This window comes from Tistrella mobilis (genome assembly GCF_039634785.1).
In the GTDB taxonomy this organism is placed as follows: Bacteria; Pseudomonadota; Alphaproteobacteria; order Tistrellales; family Tistrellaceae; genus Tistrella; species Tistrella mobilis.
Window position 1 is genome coordinate 38,804 of the sequence record NZ_JBBIAB010000025.1, and the last position, 26,041, is coordinate 64,844.

Genomic DNA, 26,041 nt, shown 5'->3' on the forward strand with positions numbered 1-26,041 from the left:
GCCATCCATCGGATGGCGGGGGTTTTCGTCAGGGCCGCAGCATCACCTTCACGCAGCCATCGGCCTTGTCGCGGAAGGTGGCGTAGAGATCGGGCCCGGCATCCAGCCCAGCCTGATGGGTGACGACGAAAGAGGGATCGAAGCGGCCCGAGGTGATCAGCTCCATCAGCCGCGGCAGATAGCGCTGCACCGGCGTCTGGGCCATGCGGAAGGTCAGGCCGCGATTGATCGCCGAGCCCATCGGGATCTTGTCGAGCAGCCCGCCATAGACGCCCACGATCGAGACCGTGCCGAAATTGCGGCAGCACTGGATCGCCTGACGCAGCACATGCGGCCGGTCGGTGCCCATGAAGGCTGCGACCTTCACCCGGTCGATCACGGCATCAAGCCCGCTTCTGGTCTCGGGCTCGGTGCCGACCGCGTCGATACAGGCATCGGCGCCGCGGCCGCGGGTCAGTTCCTGAACCCGGTCGTAGATGTCCTCGGCCATGAAGTCGAGCGTCAGCGCCCCGGCGGCCTGCGCCATGGCCAGACGCTCGGGCACGGTGTCGATGGCGATCACCCGGCCGGCCCCCAGCAGAAAGGCGCTGCGGATCGCCATCTGCCCGACCGGCCCGCAGCCCCAGACGGCAATGGTGTCGTCGGGCTGGATGTCGCAGAACTCGGCCGCCATATAACCGGTGGGGAAGATGTCCGACAGGAACAGCGCCTGTTCATCGGGCATGCTGTCCGGCACCCGGATCGGCCCGATATCGGCATAGGGCACGCGCAGATATTCCGCCTGCCCCCCGGCATAGCCGCCCAGCAGGTGGGAGTAGCCGAACAGCCCCGCCGGGGACTGCCCCCAGAGCTTCTTCGCATCGGCCGCATTGGGGTTGGAGCGCTCGCAGCCCGAGAAGAAACCCCGCCGGCAGAAGAAGCATTCGCCGCAGGAGATGGTGAACGGCACCACCACCCGATCGCCGACCGACAGCGCCTGATTGTCGCGCCCGACCTCTACCACCTCGCCCATCGCTTCATGCCCCAGCACGTCGCCATGATGCATCGACGGCATCACCCCGTCGAAGAGATGCAGGTCCGATCCGCAGATCGCGCAGGAGCTGACGCGGATGATCGCGTCCCGGCCGTGTTCGATGGCGGGATCGGGAACGGTTTCGCAGCGGATATCGCCCTTGCCGTGCCAGGTGAGCGCCTTCATCTCGACCTCGTTTCGCGTTGAACGAGGGGCGCGGCCGACCCGCGCCCCGTTGGACGACAACGACGCGCCGGACCGGCTGTTCCCGGGCCGCCCCTGCCGGGCGATACCGCAGATGCGAAAGCCGTTGACAGCGCCCACGCCACGGCCTGGAGTGGAGCATGCCCCCGCGAGATCGCCCCATCCGCTCCCGACATCATCCGGACGCCGATGCCCAATCTGCTCTCACCCCTGCCGCCCCGCTCGATCGACGAGGCCTTCACCGAGATCCTGACCCGCCCCGGCATCCGCATCGAGCGGATCGTGTCGTGGGGCCAGGCCACGCCCGAGGGGGAGTGGTACGATCAGGGCTGGGATGAATGGGTGCTGCTGCTGACCGGATCGGCCGGGCTGCTGATCGAGGGCCAGGGCGAAACCGTGCTCGGCCCGGGCGACCATGTGATGCTGCCCGCCCGGCTGCGCCACCGGGTCAGCTGGACCGACGATCACCAGCCGACGGTGTGGCTGGCGGTGCATCTGGGCACCGAGATGGCGGGCAGCGAGGGGGCGGGGTAAGGTTCAGCCGACGCTGCGACCAAGGAGGACATCATGCCGACCCCTGCCGCCCCCCATCCGCTTGCCCGCATTCTGCTCGCCACCGATCTCAGCGCCCGCAGCGATCGGGCGCTCGACCGGGCGGTGGCGCTGGCCCGCGAGACCGGGGCGGCGCTGACGGTGCTGCATGTGAGCGAGGCCGACGCTGCCGAAGAGATCGACACCGAAGACCGGCTGCGACAGGCCGAAGCCCGGCTGCTGGCCGATCTGCCGGCGGCCGTGCTGGCGGAGATCGGCGCCCCGTCCGGCCCCGTCACCATCCGCACCCGGGTGGCGGATGGCGACCCGGCGGCGGTGATCCGCCGGATCGCCGAAGACGACGGCTTCGATCTGATCGTCACCGGCCTTGCCCGCAGCGAGCCCCTGGGCCGGCTGCTGCTGGGCGATACGGTGGACCGGCTGCTGCGCCGATCGGCCGTGCCGGTGCTGGTGGTGCGGCGGCGGGCGACCGGCCCCTATCGCCGGATGCTGATCGCCACCGATCTTTCGGCCCCTGCCCGCCGGGCGGCCGAGGCGGCGCTGACCCTGCTGCCCGAGGTGCCGGCCACGGTGATCCACGCCTTCGAAACCCCGTTTCAGAAGATCTCGACCGATCCGGCCGTTCAGATCCGCGCGCATGGCGATACCGCGGCACGCCGGCTGACGGATGAAATCGACGCGCTGGCGGTGCCGACCGCCCGGCTCGACGGGCTGACGCGCATCGTGCTGCCCGGGCCGGCAGACGATGCGGTGGCGACTGAACTGGCCCGCGACCATGCCGATCTGGTGGTGCTGGGCACCCGCGGCCAGGGCGTGGTGGCCGAGGCGGTGCTGGGCAGCATGGCCAAACGCATCCTGGCGAGGGTGGAGCCCGACGTTCTGGTCGTGCCGCGCGGCCACTGATCGGCAGCTGCCGTCAAGCGGCGGCGTGGCGCATGTAAACCGCCATTTGCAGAGCAGAATTCGCGACATGAAACGCGGTATGTGACCTTCACTTCATATGGTTAAAAATCAGGAAATCCGGGGCGTAAAGCATCATCTGGCGCACAGCTTAACAGCCGTTGTGTGACGATCGGGGTTTACTGTTGCGTGATGCAAAGCTTTGGTGAAGGATGATGAGGCACGGGCCTGACCAGGCCCGTGTTGACCCCTGTCCGACATATCCTTCCCGGGACGTCCTTACGATGATGCAGCGCGGCTCCACCGCCCGTCTGGTTCTTCTTGCCGCCACGCTTGCGGCGACCCTCGGCCTGGCGGGCACCGCCGGCGCGGTGGCGCAGAGCGCGCCCGCCGCAAAGCCGGCCGATGCCCCCGCCCCCGCCGAACCGCAGAAGGTGGACGGCTCGGCCCCGGCCTGGACGGTGACCTGCGTGTCGCGCGGGCGCGCCGCCGCGGCCGACTGCACCATGGAGCAGCGGCTGTTCAACAGCGATAACGGCCAGCTGATGTCGGTGGCGGTGGTCAGCGTGCCGGGCGAAAGCCGCAAGCCCGAGCTGGTGCTGCAGCTGCCGACCGGCCTGACCCTGACCGAGCCCGTGACCCTGGCGGTGGATGACGGCACGCCGGTGCCGGTGACCGTGCGGTCCTGCGACGGCCGCGGCTGCTTCGCGGCCCTGCCGCTCAGCGGCGATCTTCTGAAAGCGATGCGCGCCGGCAAGGTGATGTCGGTCCGTGCCGTCGCCGGCAACGGCGCCGTGCTGACCTTCCCCCATATGCTGATCGATTTCACCGCCGCCTTCGACGCGGTGAAGTGAGTTCAGAGGCCCGCCCCGTGCGGCCGGGCAATTGCGGACGACAGACCTGAACGGCGGCGGCGCAGACCGCCGGGCCGACGACACGAGAGGCAAGACCGATGGCGAAGTCGGGTTCCTTCCTGAATTGCGGGAACATGACGGCCATCGGGGCCCTCCTCGGTCTCGGCGTCACGGGATGCCTGATCACAGGAGCCATGATCACGGTCGGGCCGGCATTTGCCGGCAATGCCGAGGTCTCGACCGGGCCGGCCTATTATTATGTCAACCAGCAGCCCTCGCCCGGCACCGGATCCAAGGGATCGAACGCCAGCTTCAACGGCTTCAGCTGCGACAAGCCCGATAGTGGCGGCCAGGGCCCGACCGGCACCGCCGTGACCGCGACCGTCACGCCCGGCATCTCCACCACCACCGCCTATGGCGGCACGCTGGTGGTCGCCGGCAGCACCGGCGGTACCGGTGGCACGGGTGGTTCCGACAAGACCGGCGTCTGCGGCAATGGCCGCGGCGGCGGCACCGGCGGCACGGGCGGTGCCGTCACCGTCACGCTGAACGGCGCCAGCAGCGACGTCTATCCCATCGCCAACACCACCATCGTCGCCTACAGCCAGGGCGGGACCGGCGGCACCGGCGGCAACACCAACGATCCCGGCGCCCATGGCGGCGATGGCGGGTCGGGCGGTGCCGGCGGCACGGTCACCGTCACCAACAACATGGCGCTCAACATCCAGGGCGGTTCGTCGTCGCTGGGGATCGTGGCCCAAAGCGCCGGCGGCCAGGGCGGCGACGGTGGCAACAACAATGGCGGCCTCTGGGGCAATGGCGGCGACGGCGTGCCCGGCGGTGCCGGCGGCAACGTCACCATCACCAACAATGCCGCGATCACCACCGCGGCCGGCACCCCGCTCGCCGCCCAGTCGATCGGCGGTTTCGGCGGCGATGGCGGCAGCAGCAACGGCACCTTCGGCGGCTATAGCGGCGGCGGCGGCTATGGCGGCAATGCCGGGCTGGTCACGATCAACAATATCGGCGTGCTGACGGTCGGCACGGCCGCGAACCCCTCGGCCGCGGCCGGTGCGACCGCGATCTATGCCCAGTCCGTCGGCGGCGGCGGCGGCAATGCCGGTGTCGCGGCCGGGCTGGTGGCGCTGGGTGCCGATGGCGGCAAGGCCGGATCGGGCAGCCTGGTCACGGTCAACAATTCCAGCACCATCACCGCCTATGGCCCATCCTCGGTGGGCATCTTCGCCCAATCGGTGGGCGGCGCCGGCGGCAGCGGCGGCATGGCCTTCTCGGCTTCAGGCAGCAGTGCTTCGGTCGCGGTCGGCGGGTCGGGCGGCGATGGCGGATCGGGCGGGTCGGTGGCGGTGAACAACACCGCCGATATCTGCACCGGCAATGGCTGCATCCCCTCGCTCGCCACCACCCCCGTCACCACCGACTCGGCCGGCGGCGCGGTCGGCGTGCTGGCGCAGTCGGTGGGCGGCGGCGGCGGTGTCGGCGGCATGGGTCTCTCGGGCTCAGGCTCGGGCCTCGCCTTCGCGGTCGGCGGCTCGGGCGGCGGCGGCGGCAATGCCGGCTCGGTCGCCGTGCTCAGCACCGGTTCGATCACGACGGTCGAGGTGAACTCGGCCGGTATCCTCGCCCAGTCGGTGGGCGGCGGCGGCGGTGTCGGCGGCGGTGCGGTCGCGCTCTCGGCCAGTTCCGGACAGAGCGCCTCGCTCTCCCATGGCGGATCGGGCGGCAGCGGCGGTTCGGCCGGGTCGGTCGCGGTCAACTGCAACAGCTTCAGCGGCGATTCCTCCGCCGCCGGCGCCTGCAGCGGCCAGGGCCGGCTGGGCGGGTTGACCACGGGCAAGACCATCTCGACCGTCGGCGACGGCTCGTCGGCCATTGCCGGCCAGTCGATCGGCGGTGGCGGCGGCTCCGGCGGCTATGCGGTCTCGCTGGCCGCCGGCTTCCAGGGCAGTTTCGCGCTGTCTTACGGCGGCAAGGGCGGCAAGGGCGGCAATGGCGGCCAGGTCTATGTCAGCCCCAACGGCATCACGCTGACCACCACCGGCGTCGGCGCCTCGGCCCTGGTCGGCCAGTCGATCGGCGGCGGCGGCGGTGGCGGCGGCTCGACGGTCGATGCCAGCCTGGCGGTCGCGAACAGTGCCCTCAGCTTCGGCGTCGGCGGATCGGGCGGCGCCGCGGGTGCCGGCAGCACGGTGATCGTCGAGAACACCGGCAGCGTCATCACCACCTCGGGCGACAGCTCGCACGGCATTCTGGCCCAGTCCATCGGCGGCGGCGGCGGCTCCGGCGGCTCGGCGCTGGGGCTTTCGGCCAGCCCGCAGCTGGCGGTGTCGCTGGGTGTCGGCGGGTCGGGCGGCGCCGGCGGTGCCGCGGGCGCGGTCACCGCCCACAATTATGCCGCCAACAGCAGCCAGACCGCTGCGATCACCACCTATGGCTATGGCGCCAGCGCCATTCTGGCGCAGTCGATCGGCGGTGGCGGCGGCAATGGCGGCTACACCACCTCGGGCGCGCTCAGCTATTCCAGCGGCGCTTCGGCCGCGATCGGCGGTGCCGGCGGCAGCGGCAATAATGGCGGCACGGTCCAGGTGGTCAACACCGGGCTGATCAACACCTATGGCGGCGGTGCCGCGGCGATCGCCGCCCAGTCGATCGGCGGCGGCGGCGGTTCGGGCGGCTATGCGGTCGCAGGTTCGATCAGCGGCTCGGTTTCGGCCAATATCGGCGCCGGCGGCAGCGGCGCCTCGGGCGGTGCCGGCGGTGCGGTGACCCTGGTCAATCAGGCCGCCGTGACGGTTTCGGCCGCCAGCACCGGCAACGCCCCTGCCCTTCTGGCGCAGTCGATCGGCGGCGGCGGCGGCTCGGGTGGCTTCTCAGGCGCCGCCGGTCTCAGCTCGAACGGCACCGCCAGCATGGCGGTGGGCGGCGGCGGCGGCAATGGCGGCACCGGCGGCACGGTCACCGTCGACAATTATTCGGCCCTCACCGTCACCGGGCCGCTCTCGCCCGGCGTGGTCGCCCAGTCGATGGGCGGCAATGGCGGCTCGGGCGGTTTCGCCATCGCCGGCTCCTTCGGCGAAAGCGGCGCGGTCTCGGCCGCGATCGGCGGCGGCGGCGGCAAGGGCGGCCGCGCCAGCCAGGTGACCGTCACCATCCAGGGCGGCGGGCGCGTCTCGACCACCGGCCATCAGTCTGCCGGCGTTCTGGCCCAGTCGATCGGCGGTGCCGGCGGCAATGGCGGCTGGGACATCGCCGGCAGCCTGGGCGGGCTGGGTTCGGCCGGCGTCAGCCTGGGCGGCAGCGGCGGCGGCGGCGGTGCCGCGGGCGGCGTGACCATTGCCACCTACGACACCATCACCACCACCGGCCTTCTGTCGCACGGCATCGTGGCACAGTCGATCGGCGGCAGCGGCGGCCTCGGCGGCTTCAGCGCCGGTGCGGCGGGATCGACCATCGCGGCCCCGGCCGTCGCGGTCGGCGGCTATGGCGGCAGCGGCGGCACCGGCGGCACGGTTACGGTCAACACCTATACCGGCATCTCGACCGCAGGCGATCTTGCCACGGCAATCATCGCCCAGTCGATCGGCGGCACCGGCGGCAGCGGTGGCGCCGCCTATTCCGGCTCGGTGTCGACCGGCAACCCGGCCTCGAAGATCTCGGTCGGTGCGGCCGGCGCCACCGGCGGCAGCGGCGGATCGGGCCAGAATGGCGGCGCGGTCTCGGTGACGGTCGCCAACAACCTGGTCACCAGCGGGTTCGACGCCTATGGCATCATCGCCCAGTCTATCGGCGGCGGCGGCGGCAATGGCGGCAATGCCTCGGCCTTCGCGGCCTCGGCCTCGGGCGGCGGCGAGAAGTCGGAAAGCGGTTCGGCCTCGGTCGCGATCGGCGGGTCGGGTGCGGCCGGCGGCAATGCCGGCGCGGTCGCGGTCACGCTCTCCGGCAGCATCCAGACCGGCATGGCCGGTGTCGCGCCGGGCAATCCGGGCGCCGGTGACCGCTCGGTCGCCATCCTGGCCCAGTCGGTGGGCGGCAGCGGCGGCAATGGCGGATCGGCCTATGCCAATGCGATTTCAGGCACGGGCGCCATTTCGGTCGCGGTCGGCGGCGGCGGCGGCACGGGCGGCACCGGCGGCAAGGTCACGGTCTGCGGCAATGTCAGCTCGGGCAGCTGCAGCAATCCCTGGGGTGGCGTCACCGCCACCGGCGGCAGCATTCTGACCTATGGCAACCACGCAAGCGCCATCTACGCCCAGTCGGTGGGCGGTGGCGGCGGCCGCGGCGGCTATTCGGAAAGCAGTGCGTCCAGCAACAAATACGCCGCCTCGCTGGCGGTGGGCGGCTTCGGCGGCGGCGGCGGCAATGCCGATGCGGTGACGGTGGTCGCCGGCGGCACGCTCGCCACCACCGGTGCCGGGTCGACGGCGATCTTCGCCCAGTCGGTCGGCGGCGGCGGCGGCGATGGCGGCACGGCCACCGCTTCGGCCACCGGCCAGCAGGGCGGCGCACTGGATGGCGGTGTCGCGGCCTATACCGGCACCGGCTTCGCCCAGCAGACCAATACCGGTGCGGCGGTCGCGACCGCCGCCCAGTTCTCGCAGAGCGGCCCGGCCGCTTCGACCGACGAGGAAGCCGATAACGGCGTCGGCGCCTCGCTCGCCATCGGCGGCGCCGGCGGCAAGGCCGGCAATGGCGGCGCCGTGCTGGTCAGCAGCGTCGCCACCGTCACCACCTCGGGCATGCTGTCGAACGGCATCACCGCGCAGTCGGTGGGCGGTGGCGGCGGCAATGGCGGCTCGGCCACCACCAATGCGGCCGGCGGCAATTATGCCGGCTCCATCAGCCTGGGCGGCACCGGTGGTGGCGGCGGCGCCGGGTCGACCGCAACGGTCGTGAACACCGGCAGCATCACCACCAGCGGCCTGCAATCGGCGGCGATCTTCGCCCAGTCGGTCGGCGGCGGCGGCGGCAATGGCGGGGCGGCCTCCAGCACGGTCGAAAGCGGCGGTTCGGGCGCGCTCTCCTTCGGCCTCGGCGGATCGGGCGGCGGCGGCGGTGCGGCCAATCTGGTCACCGTGCTGAATTTCGGCACGCTCAGGACCACGGGCATCAATTCGGCCGGCATCTTCGCCCAGTCGGTGGGCGGCGGCGGCGGCAATGGCGGCGGCGCCACCACGGCGGCCACCGCGGCCCCGGCCTCGGACGACGACGAGGAAGACGGCTCGACCAGCGCCTCCACCGGCTCCGTGCCGACCTCGGGTTCCGGTCAGTCGAACAGCAGCCACAATTCGGCCTCGGCCGGCAAGACCGGCTCCACCTCTCAGGGCAGCCAGGCGGGCGCCGATGGCGGCTATGCCGCCGGCCTCGCGATCGGCGGCTCGGGCGGCGGCGGTGCGGCCGGCGGCGGCATCGTGGTCACCAACTCGGCCAGCATCACCACCGGCACCTCCGACGGCAAGGGCGGGCTCAATTCGCAGGCGATCTTCGCCCAGTCGGTCGGCGGCGGTGGCGGCAATGGCGGTTCGGCCAGTTCCAACGCCGATGCCGGCAAGGCCAGCGTCGCGCTTTCGATGGGCGGTACCGGCGGCGGCGCCGGCGCGGGCGGTGCGGTGAATGTCGGCCTCGGCGGCGGCACGCTCACCACCTATGGCGCCAATGCGGCGGCGGTCTATGCCCAGTCGGTGGGCGGCGGCGGCGGCAATGGCGGCTCGTCCAGCTCCACCACCGGCTCGGGCGGCTCGGCCTCGGTGGCGCTCGGCCTCGGCGGCTCGGGTGCCGGGGGCGGCGCCGGCGGCAGCGTGAATGTCTGCGGCAGCATTTCGAACAACATCTGCAACGGCGATCAGGCGCGCCCCACCTCCATCACCACCTGGGGCGATCTCTCCTACGGCATCTATGTCCAGTCGGTGGGCGGCGGCGGCGGCAATGGCGGCGCGGTCACCACCTCGGCCACCGCCGGCCAGGCGGATGACAGCGAACCCGGCGCCAGTGTCTCCAGCGGCTCCACCGGGACCTCTGCCTCCACCTCCAAGGGTGTGGCGATGTCGGCCGGCCTCGGCGGCTCGGGCGGCGGCGGCGGGTCCGGCGGCACGGTTTCGGTGAACAGCGCCACGACCATCCAGACCGCGGGCGCCCATGCAACCGCGATCTACGCCCAGTCGGTGGGCGGCGGCGGCGGCACCGGCGCCTCGGCCACCACCAATGCCAATAGCGGCGCCTATGCCACCAGCTTCGCGCTCGGCGGATCCGGCGGCAATGGCGGGGCCGGCGGCGCCGTCTATGTCGTGAATGACGGCACGCTCGCCACCTACGGCTTCCTCTCGCACGGCATCTTCGCCCAGTCGGTCGGCGGCGGCGGCGGCGATGCCGGCGGCGCATCCTCGACCTCCGCCCAGGGGGGTGAAGCCTCGCTCGCCATGGCCCTCGGCGGATCGGGCGGCGGCGGCCAGAACGGCCAGGGCGTCACGGTCACCAGCCGCGGCGTGATCACCACGGCGGCCGGCGCCGCGCATGCGATCGTCGCCCAGTCTGTTGGCGGCGGCGGCGGCCTCGGCGGCTCGGCACAGTCCAGCGCGTCGGGCGGCAAGATTTCGGCGCCGGTCACCCTCGGCGGCGGCGGCGGCATTTCCGGGTCGGGCGGAACCGTCAGCGTTTACATCACCCGCGACATCACCGCCTCGGGCATCGGCAGCGGCGCGGTCATCGCCCAGTCGATCGGCGGCGGCGGCGGCATTTCCGACATCATCGACATCACCAGCGCCACCCGCGCCTCGGCTTCGGCCAGCCTGACGCTCGGTTCGTCGTCGAGCAATGCCGGCGACGGCGGCAAGATCCTGGTCAGCACCGGCGGCGGCACCTCGGCGCTGATCCAGACCGGCGGCGACAATGCCAGCGCGCTGGTCGTGCAGTCGATCGGCGGTGGCGGCGGCATCGCAACCTTCAGCGCCGGCAAGATTTCGGGCGCGGTTTCGCCCACCTTCACCCTCGGCGCCAGCCGGGGCGGCGGCAGCGGCGGCACCAGTGCGGCCGATGCGGTGATGCTGACCCTGGGCGACAGCGGCGGCACCACCTCGATCGAAACCTGGGGCCGCAATTCGATGGGTGTCGCGGTCCAGTCGATCGGCAGCGGCGGCGGCATCGCCGGCTTTGCGACCACCTCGGCCGGCAGCACCACCGCCACGGCGCAGCTCGGCCAGTCGGGCGGCGGCGGCAATGGCCGCGCGGTTACGCTGTCGGGAACGGCCAGCATCATCACCCATGCCGACAATGCAATCGGCGCGGTGGTCCAGTCCGTCGCCGGCGGCGGCGGTGTCGCCCTCGCCGCGGCCGGCCCCGGGGCCATCTTCTCGGGCAGCACGCGGCTCGGCGCCACCGGTGGCGGCACGGGTGACGGCGGCACGGTGAACGTCAACCTGACCGGCGGACGGATCGTCACCAACGGCTTCAACGCCCATGGTCTGGTCGTCCAGTCGATCGCGGGCGGCGGCGGCCTTTCCGGTATCCGCACCACCAGCCTCACGCTCGGCGGCGTGGTGGCCGGCTATGGCAACACGGTCACGGTCGCCAGTTCGTCGGCCATCACCACCTATGGTACCTCCGCCTCGGGCATCATCGCGCAGTCGATCGGCGGCGGCGGCGGTATCGGCACCAGCGACGGCCAGGTCAGCTTCGCCAGCGCGCCCAGCGGATCGAATTCCCGCCAGGTCCTGGTCACCACCACCGGGGCCGGCGCGGTCCAGACACAAGGGGCCACCTCTTTCGGCATCCTGGCGCAGTCGATCGGCGGTGGCGGCGGCGCGGTCTTCGGGCCGAACCGGCTGTTCGGCGCAACCTTCGGCGCCTCTGTCGCCTATGCCGAGAGTATCGGCGTCGATGTCGGCGCCAATGTCATCACGACGGGTATGGCCTCGGTCGCCGTGCTCGGCCAGTCGATCGGCGGCGGCGGCGGCGTGGTCGCCTCCACCGCGGCGGATGCGGGTTTCACCTCTTACGGCACCGGCCTGAACGGCGCCAATGCCAGCGGGCTGAACGCAGGCACCGTCGCCATCACCACCCGCAACCAGACCATCGCCACCGCCGGCGCCAATGCCGCGGCGGTGGTGGGCCAGGCGGTGGGCGCAGGCGGCGCCTTCTTCACCCAGGCCAATACCGCAAGCCAGGGCTCGGTCGGCATCACCGCCTGGCTCGGCACCGTCAATGGCAGCGGCAATGGCGGCGCCGACGTGGCCGACGCGATCAAGATCGCGCTGGGTGCAGGCGGCACCACCACCATCGACACCTCGGGCGCCAACGCCTTCGGCGCGGTCGCCCAGGCGGTCGGCGGCGGCGGCGGCATCATCGCGATGTCCAACCAGGCGACCGGCGGCACCATCAACGGCGCCAATCTGGGCCAGCGCGGCGGCAGCGGCAGCGGTATGGCCACCACCCTGACCGGCACCGCGAATATCGTGACCCGCGGCACCAATGCGCTGGGTGCGGTTGCCCAGTCGGTCAGCAATGGCGGCGGCATCGTCGTGGTCTCGGGCCAGGCGGGGGCGGCCTTCACCGGCAATGTCCGGCTGGGCGCCATCGGCGGCAGCGGCAGCAACGGCCGGACGGTCACCGTGAACCTGACCAATGGCAGCATCGCCACCGGCGGTGCCTATGCCCATGGTCTGGTGGCCCAGTCCATCGCCGGCGGCGGCGGCATTTCCGGCGTGCTCACCAACGACGTGACGCTGGGCGGCGTGGTCGCCGGCAATGGCGGCGCCGTCAGCGTCGCAAGCTCAGCGGCGGTCACCACCTACGGCACGGCGGCAGCCGGCATCGTCGCCCAGTCGATCGGCGGCGGTGGCGGGCTCGCCATCGGCACCGGCGCCGTCACCTTCGCCAATACGCCCAGCGGGTCGAATGCCAGCCAGGTGACCGTCACCACTTCCGGCGGTGGCGCGGTTCAAACCCAGGGCGCCACCTCTTTCGGCATTCTGGCGCAGTCGGTGGGCGGCGGCGGCGGCGCGATCTTCGGGCCGACGGCCCTTCTCAGCACCAATCTCGGGACCGGCATCGGCTATGCCGGCAATATCGGCATCGATGCCGGCGCGAACGTCGTCACCTCGGGCACGGGTTCGGTCGCCATCCTGGTTCAGTCGATCGGCGGCGGCGGCGGCGTGATCGCCTCCACCACCTCGAATGCCGGCTTCGTCAATTACGGGACGGGGCTGAACAGCGCCGGCAACGGCAATCTGAACGCCGGCACCGTCGCCGTCACCACCCGCAACCACACCATCGCGACCTCGGGCGCCAATGCCGCAGCCGTGGTGGGCCAGGCCGTGGGTGCCAGCGGCGTGTTCTTCACCCAGGCGAACAGCGCCAGCCAGGGCGCGGTCAACGTCACCGGCTATCTGGGCACCGTCAGTGCGGGCGGCAATGGCGGCGCGGATGTCGCCGACGCGATCAAGGTCACGCTCGGCGCCGGCGGTCTCACCACCATCGACACCTCGGGCGCCAATGCCTTCGGCGCGATCGCCCAGTCGGTGGGCGGCGGTGGCGGCATCGTCGCGATTGCCACCCAGGCGACCGGCGGCACGGTCAAGGGCGCCATTCTGGGCCAGCGCGGCGGCAGCGGCACGGGCCTTGCCACCACGCTGACCGGCACCGCGAATATCGTGACCCGCGGCACCAATGCGCTGGGCGCGGTCGCCCAGTCGATCAGCACCGGCGGCGGCATCTTCGTGGTGTCGGGCCAGTCGGGGGCGACCTTCACCGGCAATGTCCGGCTGGGCGCCACCGGCGGCAGCGGCAGCGATACCCGTGCGGTGAATGTCAACCTGTCGGGCGGCAGCATCGCCACCGGCGGCGCCTATGCCCATGGTCTGGTGGCCCAGTCCATCGCCGGCGGCGGCGGCATTTCCGGCGTGCTCACCAACGACGTGACGCTGGGCGGCGTGCTGGCCGGCAAGGGCGGCACGGTCGCCGTCTCCAGTTCGGCAGCCGTCACCACCTATGGCACGGCGGCGGCCGGCATCGTCGCCCAGTCGATCGGCGGCGGTGGCGGGCTTGCCATCGGCACCGGCGCCGTCACCTTCGCCAATACGCCCAGCGGGTCGAATGCCGGCCAGGTGACCGTCACCACCTCCGGCGGCGGCGCGGTTCAAACCCAGGGCGCCACCTCTTTCGGCATTCTGGCGCAGTCGGTCGGCGGCGGCGGCGGCGCGATCTTCGGGCCGACGTCTCTCCTCAGCACCAATCTCGGCACCGGCATCGGCTATGCCGGCAATATCGCGGTCGATGCGGGCGCGAACGTCGTCACCTCGGGCGCGGGCTCGGTCGCCATCCTGGGTCAGTCGATCGGCGGCGGCGGCGGCGTGATCGCCTCCACCACCGCGAATGACGGCTTCGTCAATTACGGGACGGGCCTGAACAGCGCCGGTAACGGCAATCTGAACGCCGGCACCGTCGCCGTCACCACCCGCAACCAGACCATCGCGACCTCGGGCGTGAACGCCGCAGCCGTGGTCGGCCAGTCGGTGGGCGCCGGCGGCGTGTACTTCACCCAGGCCAATACCGTCAGCCAGGGCACGATCAACGTCAGCGGCTATCTGGGCACGGTCAGTGCGGGCGGCAATGGCGGCGCCAATGTCGCCGATGCGATCAAGGTGACGCTGGGTGCAGGGGGTGTGACCACCATCGACACCTCGGGCGCCAATGCCTTCGGCGCGGTCGCACAGTCGGTGGGCGGCGGCGGCGGCATCGTCGCCATCTCCACCCGCGCCAGTTATGGCAACGCCAAGGGGGTGCAGCTCGGCCAGCGCGGTGGCAACGGCATGGGCATGGCGACCACGGTGACGGGTGCCGCCAGCATCGTCACCCGCGGCAACAACGCCTTCGGCATCGTCGCGCAGTCGGTCAGCAATGGCGGCGGCATCCTGGCCGTGGCGACCCCCGGGCTGGAGTTCTTCACCGGCACGGCAATCCTCGGCGCCCGCGGCGGCAGCGGCAACAATGCCGGCAATGCCACCGTCAACCTCTCGGGCGGCGGCGGCATCACCACCACCGGCGTGTTTGCCCATGGCATCGTCGCCCAGTCGATCGCGGGCGGCGGCGGCATCTCGACGCTGAACACCGATACGGTGCAGATGGGCGGCGGCACGGCCGGCATCGCCGGGGTCGCCAGCGTCACGGCGCTGGCACCGGTTGCGACGTCCGGCATCGGCGCCAGCGCCATCGTCGCCCAGTCGATCGGCGGCGGCGGCGGCCTGGCGCTCACCAGCTACAATGCCCAGTTCATCAGCACCACCGGCGGCAGCGATGCCAGCACGGTGGGGGTCACCACCACCGGCAATGGCTGGCTGCAGACCACCGGCAATCTGGGCTTCGGCATCCTGGCCCAGTCGATCGGCGGCGGCGGCGGTGCCTTCATCGCCCCCAATCACGGCGTCATCGCCAGCTTCGGCGCCTCGGCCGCCTATGCGGGCGGGGTCTATGTCGATGCCGGGGCGAATGTGGTGACCACCGGCCAGGGCTCCACCGCCATTCTCGCCCAGTCGGTGGGCGGCGGCGGCGGCGTCATCGCCTCCAGCTTCGCCGATGCCGCCTATACCAGCTATGTCGCCAATGTCTATGGCAGCAGCGGCGGCAGTGACTATGGCAACAATGTCGCCGTCACCACCCATGGCCAGACCATCGCAACCTCGGGCGCCAATGGCGCGGCGGTGATCGCCCAGTCGGTGGGCGGCAGCGGCGTGTATTACGCCCAGACCAACACCGCCGCCCAGGGCAGCATCCATGCCACCTTCAACCTGGGCAGCGGGGTCGGCAGCGGCAATGGCGGCGTCAGCCAGACCGATTCGGTCAAGGTGACGCTGGGCAGCGGCGGCGCCACCACCATCGACACCTCGGGCGCCAATGCCTTCGGCGTGGTCGCACAGTCGGTGGGGGCCGGCGGCGGCATCTATGCCATCGCCACCCAGTCGACCGGCGGGTCGATCGACAGCAGCCGGCTCGGCGCCCGTGGCGGCGGCGGTGTCGGCCTCGCCGCCACCGTCACCGGGGCGGCGAACATCACCACCCGCGGCACCAATGCGCTGGGCGTGGTCGCGCAGTCGATCAGCGGCGGCGGCGGCATCGCCGTGGTCGCCGGCCAGTCGGGCAGCACGGGCTATTCGGGGCCGGTGACGCTCGGCACCTATACCGGCGGCGGCGGCAATGGCGGGGTGGTCAATGTCAACCTCTCCGGCGGCAGCATCACCACCGGCGGCGTCTTCGCCCCGGGCCTGGTGGCGCAGTCGATCGCCGGTGGCGGCGGCATTTCGGGCGTTCACAGCAGCGGTGTCTATCTGGGCGGCTATGTTGCCGGCAACGGCAACACGGTCACCGTCAGCAGCGGTGCCGCCATCGGCACGATCGGCAATGCCTCGGCCGGCATCGTCGCCCAGTCGATCGGCGGCGGCGGCGGTCTCGCCCTCGCCAATGGCGGCAATGCCGTCATCCTGAACGCGCCCAGCGGCTCCAACGCCTCGCAGGTGAGGGTCACCACCACCGGCAGCGGATCGGTCCAGACTCAAGGGGCCACGGCCTTCGGCATTCTGGCGCAGTCGATCGGCGGTGCCGGCGGCGCGGTGTTCAGCCCGGTGAACCAGGCCACGGCCGGCTTCGGCGCCGGCATCGCCTATGGCGGCAGCATCGTCATCGACACGGCGGCGAATGTCGTCACTTCGGGCGCCGGCTCGGCGGGCATCGTCGGCCAGTCGATCGGCGGTGGCGGCGGCGTGATCGCCTCGGCCTTCTCCAATGCCAACGTCACCAGCTATGGCGTTACCCTGAACGCCGCCAACGCCAGCGGGCTGAACGGCAACACCGTCGCCGTCACCACGCGCACCCAGACCATCGCAACCGCCGGCGCCAATGCCGCGGGCGTGATCGCCCAGTCGATCGGCGCCGGCGGCACCTATTTCACCCAGGCAAATGCCGCCTCGCAGGGGGCGGTGCACACCGCGATCAATCTCGGCACCCCGGTCGGCAAGGGCGATGGCGGCCAGAACACCACCTATTCCACCAACGTCACCCTGGGCGCCGGCGGCGTCACCACCATCGATACCTCGGGTGCCAATGCCTATGGCGTGGTCGGCCAGTCGATCGGCGGCGGCGGCATCGTCTCCATCGCCACCCTGTCGAGCGGCGGCTGGATCGATGCCGGCATCATCGGCCAGCGCGGCGGCGGCGGATCGGCCATGCCGACCAGCGTCAGCGGCACCGCGAACATCGTCACCCGCGGCACCAATGCCGCCGGCGTGATCGTGCAGTCGATCTCGGGCGGCGGCGGCGTCGCCAGCCTGTCCTCTCAGTCCGGCGCCTGGTTCTCGGGGATGGTGACGCTCGGCGCCACCGGCGGCAACGGCGCCAATGCCAACACCGCCTATGGCTATCTGGCGGCCGGCAGCGTCACCACCAGCGGCGCCTTCGCCCCCGGCCTGGTGGTGCAGTCGATCGCGGGCGGCGGCGGCATCGCGGGCATCCATACCGATGCCGTTCGCCTGGGCGGGCCGCTCAATGGCAATGGCGGCACGGTCTCGGCAACAAGCTCGGCGCTGATCACCACCTATGGCGGCGCCTCTCCCGGCATCGTCGCCCAGTCGATCGGCGGCGGCGGCGGTCTCGCCCATGGCGCCGGCCAGGTCTATTTCAACTCGGCCGTCAGCGGCTCCAATGCCGGCAATGTCTGGCTGACCACCGGCACCGGCGGCACGGTGCAGACCGTCGGCAGTGTGTCCTATGGCATCCTCGCCCAGTCGGTGGGCGGTGCCGGTGGCGCGGTGTTCTCGGAATACCGCCAGCTTTCGGCCAATTTCGGCTCGGCCATCGCCTATGGCAGCGCCGTGACGCTGAACGTGCCGACCAGCGTCATCACCAACGGTGTCGGCTCCACCGCCATCCTGGCCCAGTCGGTCGGCGGCGGCGGCGGCGTGGTCGCCTCGGTCTTCGCCGATGCCAATGTCACCAATTATGGCATCGGCAATATGGGCGGCGGCGGCAGCAATCTGAACGGTGGCGCCGTCTCCATCACCACCCAGAACCAGACCATCGCCACGACGGCAGCCAATGCAACGGCCGTGGTCGCGCAGTCGGTGGGCGACAACGGCATCTTCTTCACCCAGACCAACACCGCCGCGCAGTCTTCCGCTTCGGTCAACCTGCAGCTCGGCGCGGTGCGCGGTTCGGGCAATGGCGGGCCGTCGCAGAATGATGCGGTGGCGGGCTATCTGGGCAATGCGGTCATCCAGACCTCGGGCGCCAATTCGCTCGGCGTGCTGGTGCAGTCGGTGGGCGGCGGCGGCGGTTTCGCCTCGATCGCAACCCAGGCCTCGGGCGGCAGCATCAATGCCCGCCTCGGCCAGCAGGGTGGCGCGGGTTCCGCCCAGGACATCACCATCACCGGCGCGCCCAAGGTGCTGACCCAGGGCGTCAACGCGGCCGGCGTGGTCGCCCAGGCGATCACCGGCGGCGGCGGCGTGATGGCGGTGTCCGGCACCAGCGGTGCGGTCTTCTCGGGCAGCGTCTATCTGGGCGGCACGGGCGGCGGCACCAGCGGCAATGCCGCGGTCTCCATGACCCTCAGCGGCGGCAGCATCCAGACCGGCGGCAGCTTCGCGCCGGGCCTGGTCGCCCAGGTGATCTCGGGCGGCGGCGGCCTCTCGGCCATCAACGCCACCTCGGTCAATCTGGGCGGGACGGTCGCCAGCAAGTCGAACACGCTGACGGTGACCAATGGCGCGGCCATCACCACCACCGGTGCCGCCTCTCCCGGTCTCGTCGCCCAGTCGATCGGCGGCGGCGGCGGTCTGGCGCTGGCTGCCACCGGGGCCAGCGTCCGGGTCGGCAACAAGGCGAGCGGCGCCGACGGCAGCAACATCACCATCACCAGCAATGGCCAGATCTACACCACCGGCGTGAACTCCTTCGGCATTCTGGCGCAGAGCGTCGGCTCCGGCGGCGGCACGGTGCTCACCACCGGCGGCACGGTCTCGGCGGCGGCCAATGCGTCCAGCAAGGCCAGCGCCGGCAGCGTCACGGTCGGCGTCAACGCGCCCATCACCACCACCGGGGCGGGTGCCCATGGCGTGGTCGCCCAGTCCGCCGCCGGCGGCGGCGGCATCGTCACCAACGGCACCACCACCCTGTTCCTGTCGGGCAATGGCGGTGGCAGCAGCCATGCCGTCTCGGTCTATGTCTATGCCCCGATCACGGTCAGCGGCGCCGGTGCCAGCGCGGTGGTGGCGCATTCCACCACCGACCCGGTGGTGGAGATTGCCGAAGGCGTGGTGGTCACCGGCGCGGCCGACGGCCATGCCCTGCTGCTCGACGGCCCGATCAACGAGGTCACCAATGCCGGCACGCTGCAGACCCTCGCCGGCGGCGACGGGCTGGTGATCGACAGCCGGATCGGCGACACCACCGTCACCAACAAGGGCACGCTGACCGGCAGCATCAAGCTCAGCGACGGCGGCGCCAATCTGCTGACCAACCAGGCCGGCGGCACGATCAATTCGGGGGCGAGCATCGACCTGGGCGGCACCGGCAGCTTCATCAATCACGGCCGGCTGCAATCGGCGACCGCGGGCGTGGTCACGACCACGATCAATGGCGGCTTCACCCAGTCTGCCGATGGCGAGCTGCAGCTGCGCGTCGATCATGCGACCGGCAAGGCCGACGGGCTGCACATCACCGGCGCTGCCAGCATGGACGGCAAGCTGTCGCTCGCCACGATCAACAGCGGTTCGGTGAAGCCGGGCCGGCTGGCGATCGCCGATGTCCTGGTCTCGGATACCGGGCTGGCCGCGGGCAATCTGGAGCTTTCGGCCCCCGCCAGCGCGATCCTGAGCTACAGCCTGACCAACACCGATGGCCGGCTGGGCATCCAGGCCGATGCCGATTTCACGCCCGAGGGCCTCAGCGGCTTCGGCCGGCGGATCGGTGAGCTGCTGGGCCGGGTCCAGAGCGAGGCGGCCTCGGAATATTCCAAGGCGATCACCGCCGGGCTGGTCTCGATCAGCGACACGGCGACCCTTGATCGCGGCTATCGCAGCGTCGGCGATACGGGGGCGGCCAGCGTGCCCCAGAGCATGCTCACCGCCAGCACGCGCGCCATGCAGACGGTGACCGGCCGGCTCGACAGCTGGCGGATGGGGGCGGCAGCGGCGGCGCCCGGCAGCCGGGAGGCGGCACTCGACCAGACGGCGACCGCGCCCGGGGGTGGCAATACGGCCGGAGGACGGGCCTGGATGACGCCGGAAGGCGCCTATGAAACCGGCGGCGGTTTCGACGGGCATTATTTCGGCACCACCATCGGCATCGATGGCGGCGCCGATGACGGCAGCTTCCTGGTCGGCGGCGCCTTCACCTATGGCGAGACCAGCTACGACCTGGACGGGCTCTCGGCCAGCGGCACCGGCAAGCAGTACGGGGTGAGCGTCTATGGTCTGCGTCGCTTCGGCGAGGCCTATGCCTCGGTCATCGGCTATGCCGCGACGGGCGATACCCGCTACACCCGCGATCTGCGCTTCCTGGGCATGCCCCGCGCGGCCGTGACCCGTTTCGACGGCACCACGCTGGGTGCGCGGCTGGAGGTGGGCTACGCCCTGCCGCTGACCGCAGGGCTGAAGATCACCCCCTTCGCGGCGGTGGAGCCGACCCGTCTGCATCTGGACGAGGCCCGCGACAGCTTCGGCAATGGCGGCGGCGTGGTCTACGAGGCCTCGGACACGATCTCGATGCCGATGACGCTGGGCTTCCAGATCGGCGGCCCGGTGACGTTCGAGGACGGCAGCCGGATCGAGCCCTTCTTCCGCGCCGGCTGGAAGCACGAATTCCGGCCCGAGCGCGACATCACCCGCCATCTGGCCGAACTGCCCGGGATCGGCTTCCAGGGCAGCGATGTCGAGGTGCCGGAAGATGCCGCCGTGCTCAGGGCCGGCGTGCAGTATCGCCTGGACGAGGATTTCGACCTGCAGCTGAGCGTCGACTCCGAGCTGTCGGAAGAACGCCGCTCGGTCGGCGGGACCCTGTCGCTGCGCTATCGCTGGTAGGTGCCGGGCCTATACCGATCGTCACGTCCGCGAGCGGCCCGGGATGATCCCGGGCCGTTCGCTTTTGATCCCGAACAGCAGGCGGGTGAGCGCGGTGGCCGCAAGCGCCCGGGCCAGCCCCCAGGAGACGAGCCCGGAAACCGCCACGATGGCCAGATACTTGACCAGCGGCTGCCCCGACCAGCCGAGCAGCAGATAGCCCAGCACCACGATCACCGTCTGATGGACGATGTAGAAGGGAAAGGCGAGCCGCGAGAAGCCGCTGAGCCCCGGGACGGGACGGGCCAGATGCCGGCCGGCCCAGCCGAGCAGGCCGAGGATGGTGGCCCATTCGGCGACCCCCCGCAGCAGCCGGCGCAGGGCGGGCACCGGCAGCGCCCCGGTCATCCAGGCCGCGACCGCCAGTACAGTTGCAACCGCAGCTATGATCAGAAGCAGGCGACAATGACGTTCGGCTGCTGCCCCCAGCGCCGGCGACAGCGCGAACCAGCCGCCCAGCAGGATCAGCAGGCCGAAATGCAGGTGATTGGCCCAGTCCCCCGCCAGCGCATGGGTGCTGGGAAAGCCAGGGCGGAGCAGGATTTCGGCCAGCAGGACCGGCAGACCTGGCGCAAGCAGGGCAAGCGGCCCCGCTGCCGCCACCCGCATGCCGGCACGATCCAGCAGCGCCCGCACCCCGGGCCGGCGCGCAATCAGGAAGACCGGCAGCAGCGCCAGGGCATAGACCAGCAGATAGGCCAGGAACCAGAGATGGTGCCAGCTGAAATTCGCCGCCGGATAGCAGCATTCGAAGATCGAGGGATAGAAGCCCGGAAAGCCGGTGCCCGGGGCAAGGTCGATCGGGCTCGACCGGCCATCGAGCCCCGTGGCCAGACGCTCGACATAGACCTGCGGCGGCACCACCAGCAGAATGCCGGCAACCAGCGGCAGGGCCAGGCGCTCCAGCCGTTCGCGCACATAGCGCCCGGGACCGCGCGCCGACAGGCTGTGCATGGCGGTGATGCCCGCCAGAAAGAACAGCAGCGGCATCTGCCCGATATTGAACACCCCGATCAGCACATCGGCCGCGGCATAGCGCCCGGCATCCTTCATATGCCACGGATCGCTGTCGAACAGCCGGGCGGTGTGGAACAGGATCAGGCCAAGGATCACCAGATTGCGCAGGTGATCGATCGCGCGCGAACGTCCGAGGGCGGGTCCGGCCATGGTGTCACCTTGTGGGGCTGTTCCTTTGCGTGTATCATTCTTGAATGAATGATTCAATTAAAATGGCGATCGCGCCCGTATCCCGTCGGGCAGCGCGATGCGCGTGAAGAAGCCCGGACGTCTTGAGGACATCGCCGCGGCGGCGCTGGCCGTTTTCACCCGCCAGGGCTATCGGCTGACCCAGATGGCCGATGTGGCGCGCGAGGCCGGGCTGTCGGCGGGGGCGCTCTACAGCTATGTCGCGGGCAAGGAGGCGCTGTTCGAACTGGCGCTGGCCGAGGCCCAGGGCCTGACACCGGCCGGTGCCGACCGGTTCGAGGCACGGGGCCTGGCTGCGGCCGCGGCAGCCCTGGTTGCGGCGGCGCGGTCACGCCTGCACCGGCCGGCACTGGACGCAGCCCTTGCCGGCGGCCGTGCCGGCCCGGACGAGATCCGCGCGGTGGCGACCGAGATGCTGGCACTGCTCGCCACCCATCGCCGGCTGATCTGGCTGCTGGATCGCTGCGCGACCGAGATCCCCGAGGTGGCATCCTTCTACGGCACCGAACTCCGTGGCCGCTATTTCCGCGACATGACCCGTTTCGCCGCCCTGGCGGCCGGCGAGGCGGAACCCGGCCCCGCCACCCATGCCCGGGCCCGGGCCCTGGTGGAGATGGCGGCCTGGATGGCCATGCACCGCCTGCGTGACCCGGCGCCGCCGGCCGTGGACGATGCCACCGCCCATGCGGCGGTGGTCGAGATCATGCTCGCCAGCCTGGCCCCCTGCCCTGCCGATACGCCCCGATCTGCGGGGGGTGAGCCCGCTACAGGGGTTTGAGCACCGCCATCAGCACGATGACGGCAATGCAGCCTGCGACGGCCGGGGCGGCATGGCGGGCAAGGCCGGGCGGCAGATGGGCCCGGTCGACCAGCATCCGCCGCAAGGTGCCGGCCAGCAGGCCGTGCAGCCCCGACAGAACCATCACAGCCACCAGCTTGACCAGCAGCCAGCCATCGGGGAACCAGCCCCCCAGGCTGGCGATGGCGATGCCCGCCGCCCAGACCACCACCATCGCCGGCACGGTGATGGCCTGGTCCCAGGCGCGCAATCGGGTGATCAGCGGTTCGGCCGGGCGGCCGCAGCACAGCCCCAGGGCCAGAACCAGCATGCCGCCGGTCCACAGAATCGCCGCCATCAGATGAACGGCCTTCAGCAGCAGCAGCGGGCTCATGCGGCGATCTCCGCCGCCCGGCGCCGGATCAGCCGATCGTTGATCAGGGCGCCGAAGGGCACGACCGCGCCTCCGAGCAGCTGCGCCAGTTCCAGCGGCCGCCAGCCTGCCACCGGCGCCGAAGCGATCAGCGCCCAGGTCCAGGCAAGAAAGGCCAGGCCGTGAACCGGGCCCATCACCTGTACCGCCAGCGGCCAGCCGGCCAGATGCTTCAGCGGCACCGCAACCAGCACCAGCAGAACCAGCGTCGTGCCCTCCGCCAACGCGGCGCGTCTCAATCCCTGCAAGGCGGTCATGCCTGCCCCTTCCCTCCCAATGATCAACTGCGGCAGCATGCCGCCATTGGCGGGCTTGCAGCCAGTGGCAGGAATGACAAAGATCGATGGGTTTCCGCCATAGACGACAGGCTGCAACCGGAGCCGCCATGCCGCCCCATCACCTTGCCGTGCTCGCCTTCGACGGCGTGCTGCCCTTCGACCTTGCGACGGCCGTGGAGACCTTCGCCCGCGCGCGGCTGGACGACGGCACGCCGCCCTATCGGATCACGGTCGCAGCCTCCCATGCCGAGGTGGCGGCAGAGGGCTATGGTTTAAGGGTGCCGCAGGGTCTGGCCTCCGTCGGCGACGCGGCCACCGTGATCGTGCCGGGCATGGCGGAGCCGCGCAGCCCCGCCGATCCGGCCATTCTGGCGGCGTTGGCCCGGGCCCGGCACCGCGGCGCGCGGATCGCATCGATCTGCACCGGCGCCTTCGTGCTGGCCGCCGCCGGACTGCTCGACGGCCGGCGCGCGACCACCCATTGGCAGGCGGCGGGGCTGCTGACCCGGATGTACCCGAAGGTGGCGGTCGATCCGGCCGTGCTCTATGTCGACGAGGGCGATGTGCTGACCTCGGCCGGGGCGGCGGCGGGGCTGGACCTCTGCCTGCACATGATCCGACGCGATTTCGGCGCCCGGGTCGCCGCCCGCACCGCCAGGGCAGCGGTGGTGCCGCTGGAACGTGCCGGCGGCCAGGCCCAGTTCATCCAGGACGACCCGCCCGCCGCCGCAGGGCTGGCGCCCCTGCTGGACTGGATGCGCGCCAATCTGGACCAGCGGCTGGAGGTGGAGCGCCTTGCGGCCCGCGCGGGGATGAGCCCGCGCACCTTCGCGCGTCGCTTTCGTGCCGAAACCGGCACCACCCCCCTGCAATGGCTGCTGACCGCCCGCATCCGCCGCGCCCAGCTGCTGCTGGAAACCACCGGCCGGTCGATCGAACGGGTCGCCACCGAAGCCGGTTTCGACAGTGCCGTCACCTTCCGCCAGCGCTTCCGGCAGGTGGCCGGGGTGACGCCCAGCGACTGGCGGCGCAGCTTCGGAACGTCACGCAGCGGCTGACACTCAACAATCGTTGAATTTCCTCAACCTGCAACTTCCCGTCGTGCAATCGCGTGATAAGATCACTCGGTCTGCACATGTCCTTTGCAAAATGGTCCACCATTTCGGGGTCCACCATTTCGGGGCAGAGGACGCCTTGGGGGGAAGACATCCATGGCCTATGATCTCAACCAGACGGTGTTCTCACTCAGTCTGGCATCGAATGCCGTCGCCGATATCAAGGCGACGACTTCGGGCTACAACACCGAGCTGACCGCCTATATGGCGGCCGGGCTGAATGGCGGCACGCTGCAGGATCTGTCGAGCGACGGCGCCTTCGCCAACTATCAGGGCCCGGCCTGGCCGGGCTTTTTCCCGACCATGAACAGCCAGCTGGCGGGCGGTGACTGGCAGGTGGTCTGGGGGCCCTGCGTCTGGGTGGCGCCGCTGAAGCACGGCTCGAAGATCCTGTCGCTCTATGCCACGAATTCGATGTATGTCGGCTGGAGCCCGTCGCTCAACACCTATGTGGTGGCGATCGCGGCGACCAATGCCGAAAACGTCATGGACTGGGTCGACGAAGACTTCGACGTCTACGCCCGCACCACCTCGACCTGGCCGCCGGCGATCCCGTTCACCGAAAAGCGGCACGAGGTGCTGCCCGAGAGCACGCCGCAGATCTCCGCCGGCACCGCCACCGGCATCAGCGCCCTTTTGGGCATGACCGATCCGAAACAGGGCTCGCTACAAAGCTTCCTGGCATCCAAGGCCGACAGCAGCGCCACGCTCTGGTTCACCGGCCACAGCCTGGCCGGCGCGCTCTCCCCCACCCTCGCCTTCTATCTCTATCCGGATCCCACCAAAAGCGGCTGGGGCACCATCAACCTCCTGCCCTCGGCCGGTGCGACCCCGGGCAACCAGGCCTGGCTGGATCTGTTCACCGCGGGCTACCCCGACGCCACCGATCTCGTGAACATGCATGACGTGGTGCCGCGCGCCTGGAACATGCTGCCGACGGTGATCCAGTCCAAGGACAAGGCCGGCAACTATCCCAGCATCTTCGGCATGCTGGGCTCGGGTACCGTCAGCGTCGGCTATACGGTCGACCTGCTGGTGCATTACATGGAACGCCGGATCCGCGACATCACCTATGCCAACATCACGCACAACATGTTCGGTGCGGCGGATTTCTCGTCCAATTGGGGGCATTTCACCTGGGGCACGGTCACGACCGACGCCCAGGGCTATACGCTGAAATCCGACCCCGCCTGGAGCGACTGGCCGGCCTTCACCGACAGCAACCCGGTGACGGCACAGAACCCCGCCCAGACCGGCAAGGCCACGGTGATGGGCCAGATCGGCCAGCTGATCGCCGCCACCCATATCGACCAGTATGTCCATAATTTCGGCCTGACGCCTTCGCAGCTGCTGCCGGAAGTTCCGGCGGACTGGAAGCCGCAGGCACCGGATCTGGACAGCTTCCAGGCCATGCTCCACGAGGGCTGACCGGCAGCGCGCCATGCAACCAGTTGCGCAGCACTCCGGCTCCGGCTAGAGCAGATTCCCATCATTCTGGTTCGTAACCTGCTGCCGTGAAATATCCCCGTGCATCGCTTGGTGTGATTGCGTCGATGGCATCACGGATGGCGTCCCAGAGGCTTGGCAAAGTCCGT

The 26,041-nt window shown here is 70.8% G+C and carries 11 protein-coding genes; 7 read left to right on the forward strand and 4 right to left on the reverse strand.

The window, feature by feature from the left end:
- Positions 1-28: 28 nt before the first annotated feature.
- Positions 29-1,198 carry a zinc-dependent alcohol dehydrogenase gene (locus WI697_RS23860; protein WP_345960176.1) on the reverse strand — a complete coding sequence of 390 codons (1,170 nt, stop codon included), beginning with the start codon at positions 1,196-1,198 and terminating at the stop codon, positions 29-31.
- A gap of 207 nt (positions 1,199-1,405) precedes the next feature.
- Here WI697_RS23860 and WI697_RS23865 point away from each other — a divergent pair, with 207 nt between their 5' ends.
- The 4 genes from WI697_RS23865 to WI697_RS23880 all read left to right on the forward strand — a co-directional run bounded on the left by WI697_RS23865 (position 1,406) and on the right by WI697_RS23880 (position 20,597).
- Positions 1,406-1,750 carry a cupin domain-containing protein gene (locus tag WI697_RS23865; RefSeq protein WP_345960177.1) on the forward strand — a complete coding sequence of 115 codons (345 nt, stop codon included), beginning with the start codon at positions 1,406-1,408 and terminating at the stop codon, positions 1,748-1,750.
- A 33-nt stretch (positions 1,751-1,783) separates the two neighbouring features.
- Positions 1,784-2,671 (forward strand): universal stress protein, encoded by an 888-nt coding sequence (locus WI697_RS23870; protein ID WP_345960178.1) that lies wholly within the window; start codon positions 1,784-1,786, stop codon positions 2,669-2,671.
- Positions 2,672-2,952: 281 nt separating this feature from the next.
- Positions 2,953-3,522: an invasion associated locus B family protein gene (locus tag WI697_RS23875; RefSeq protein ID WP_345960179.1), complete on the forward strand. Its 570-nt coding sequence runs from the start codon at positions 2,953-2,955 to the stop codon at positions 3,520-3,522.
- A 194-nt stretch (positions 3,523-3,716) separates the two neighbouring features.
- Positions 3,717-20,597 (forward strand): hypothetical protein, encoded by a 16,881-nt coding sequence (locus WI697_RS23880; protein WP_345960180.1) that lies wholly within the window; start codon positions 3,717-3,719, stop codon positions 20,595-20,597.
- A 21-nt stretch (positions 20,598-20,618) separates the two neighbouring features.
- Here WI697_RS23880 and WI697_RS23885 read toward each other — a convergent pair whose 3' ends face one another.
- Positions 20,619-21,803 carry an acyltransferase family protein gene (locus tag WI697_RS23885; protein WP_345960181.1) on the reverse strand — a complete coding sequence of 395 codons (1,185 nt, stop codon included), beginning with the start codon at positions 21,801-21,803 and terminating at the stop codon, positions 20,619-20,621.
- Between the two features lie 97 nt (positions 21,804-21,900).
- Here WI697_RS23885 and WI697_RS23890 point away from each other — a divergent pair, with 97 nt between their 5' ends.
- Positions 21,901-22,620 (forward strand): TetR/AcrR family transcriptional regulator, encoded by a 720-nt coding sequence (locus tag WI697_RS23890; protein ID WP_345960182.1) that lies wholly within the window; start codon positions 21,901-21,903, stop codon positions 22,618-22,620.
- On the opposite strand, the gene WI697_RS23895 is transcribed toward WI697_RS23890, so the two are convergent.
- A complete protein-coding gene (locus WI697_RS23895) occupies positions 22,607-23,014 on the reverse strand; it encodes a CopD family protein (protein WP_345960183.1) in 408 nt (135 codons plus the stop codon). The genes WI697_RS23890 and WI697_RS23895 overlap by 14 nt on opposite strands.
- Entirely contained in the window at positions 23,011-23,310 is a 300-nt protein-coding gene (locus tag WI697_RS23900; RefSeq protein WP_345960184.1) for a DUF3817 domain-containing protein, read from the reverse strand. The genes WI697_RS23895 and WI697_RS23900 overlap by 4 nt, the downstream gene beginning before the upstream one ends.
- A 128-nt stretch (positions 23,311-23,438) precedes the next feature.
- Here WI697_RS23900 and WI697_RS23905 point away from each other — a divergent pair, with 128 nt between their 5' ends.
- Both WI697_RS23905 and WI697_RS23910 read left to right on the forward strand, forming a co-directional pair.
- Positions 23,439-24,389 (forward strand): GlxA family transcriptional regulator, encoded by a 951-nt coding sequence (locus WI697_RS23905; RefSeq protein ID WP_345960185.1) that lies wholly within the window; start codon positions 23,439-23,441, stop codon positions 24,387-24,389.
- 153 nt (positions 24,390-24,542) lie between these two features.
- Positions 24,543-25,874, forward strand: coding sequence for a lipase family protein (locus WI697_RS23910; RefSeq protein WP_345960186.1), 1,332 nt, complete (start codon positions 24,543-24,545; stop codon positions 25,872-25,874).
- Positions 25,875-26,041: the final 167 nt, after the last annotated feature.

Bases quoted from the DNA above. Each gene is read 5' to 3' on its own strand.
- WI697_RS23860 (WP_345960176.1), bottom strand. From the start codon at position 1,198: ATGAAGGCGCTCACCTGGCACGGCAAGGGCGATATCCGCTGCGAAACC.
- WI697_RS23865 (WP_345960177.1), top strand. From the start codon at position 1,406: ATGCCCAATCTGCTCTCACCCCTGCCGCCCCGCTCGATCGACGAGGCC.
- WI697_RS23870 (WP_345960178.1), top strand. From the start codon at position 1,784: ATGCCGACCCCTGCCGCCCCCCATCCGCTTGCCCGCATTCTGCTCGCC.
- WI697_RS23875 (WP_345960179.1), top strand. From the start codon at position 2,953: ATGATGCAGCGCGGCTCCACCGCCCGTCTGGTTCTTCTTGCCGCCACG.
- WI697_RS23880 (WP_345960180.1), top strand. From the start codon at position 3,717: ATGATCACGGTCGGGCCGGCATTTGCCGGCAATGCCGAGGTCTCGACC.
- WI697_RS23885 (WP_345960181.1), bottom strand. From the start codon at position 21,803: ATGGCCGGACCCGCCCTCGGACGTTCGCGCGCGATCGATCACCTGCGC.
- WI697_RS23890 (WP_345960182.1), top strand. From the start codon at position 21,901: ATGCGCGTGAAGAAGCCCGGACGTCTTGAGGACATCGCCGCGGCGGCG.
- WI697_RS23895 (WP_345960183.1), bottom strand. From the start codon at position 23,014: ATGAGCCCGCTGCTGCTGCTGAAGGCCGTTCATCTGATGGCGGCGATT.
- WI697_RS23900 (WP_345960184.1), bottom strand. From the start codon at position 23,310: ATGACCGCCTTGCAGGGATTGAGACGCGCCGCGTTGGCGGAGGGCACG.
- WI697_RS23905 (WP_345960185.1), top strand. From the start codon at position 23,439: ATGCCGCCCCATCACCTTGCCGTGCTCGCCTTCGACGGCGTGCTGCCC.
- WI697_RS23910 (WP_345960186.1), top strand. From the start codon at position 24,543: ATGGCCTATGATCTCAACCAGACGGTGTTCTCACTCAGTCTGGCATCG.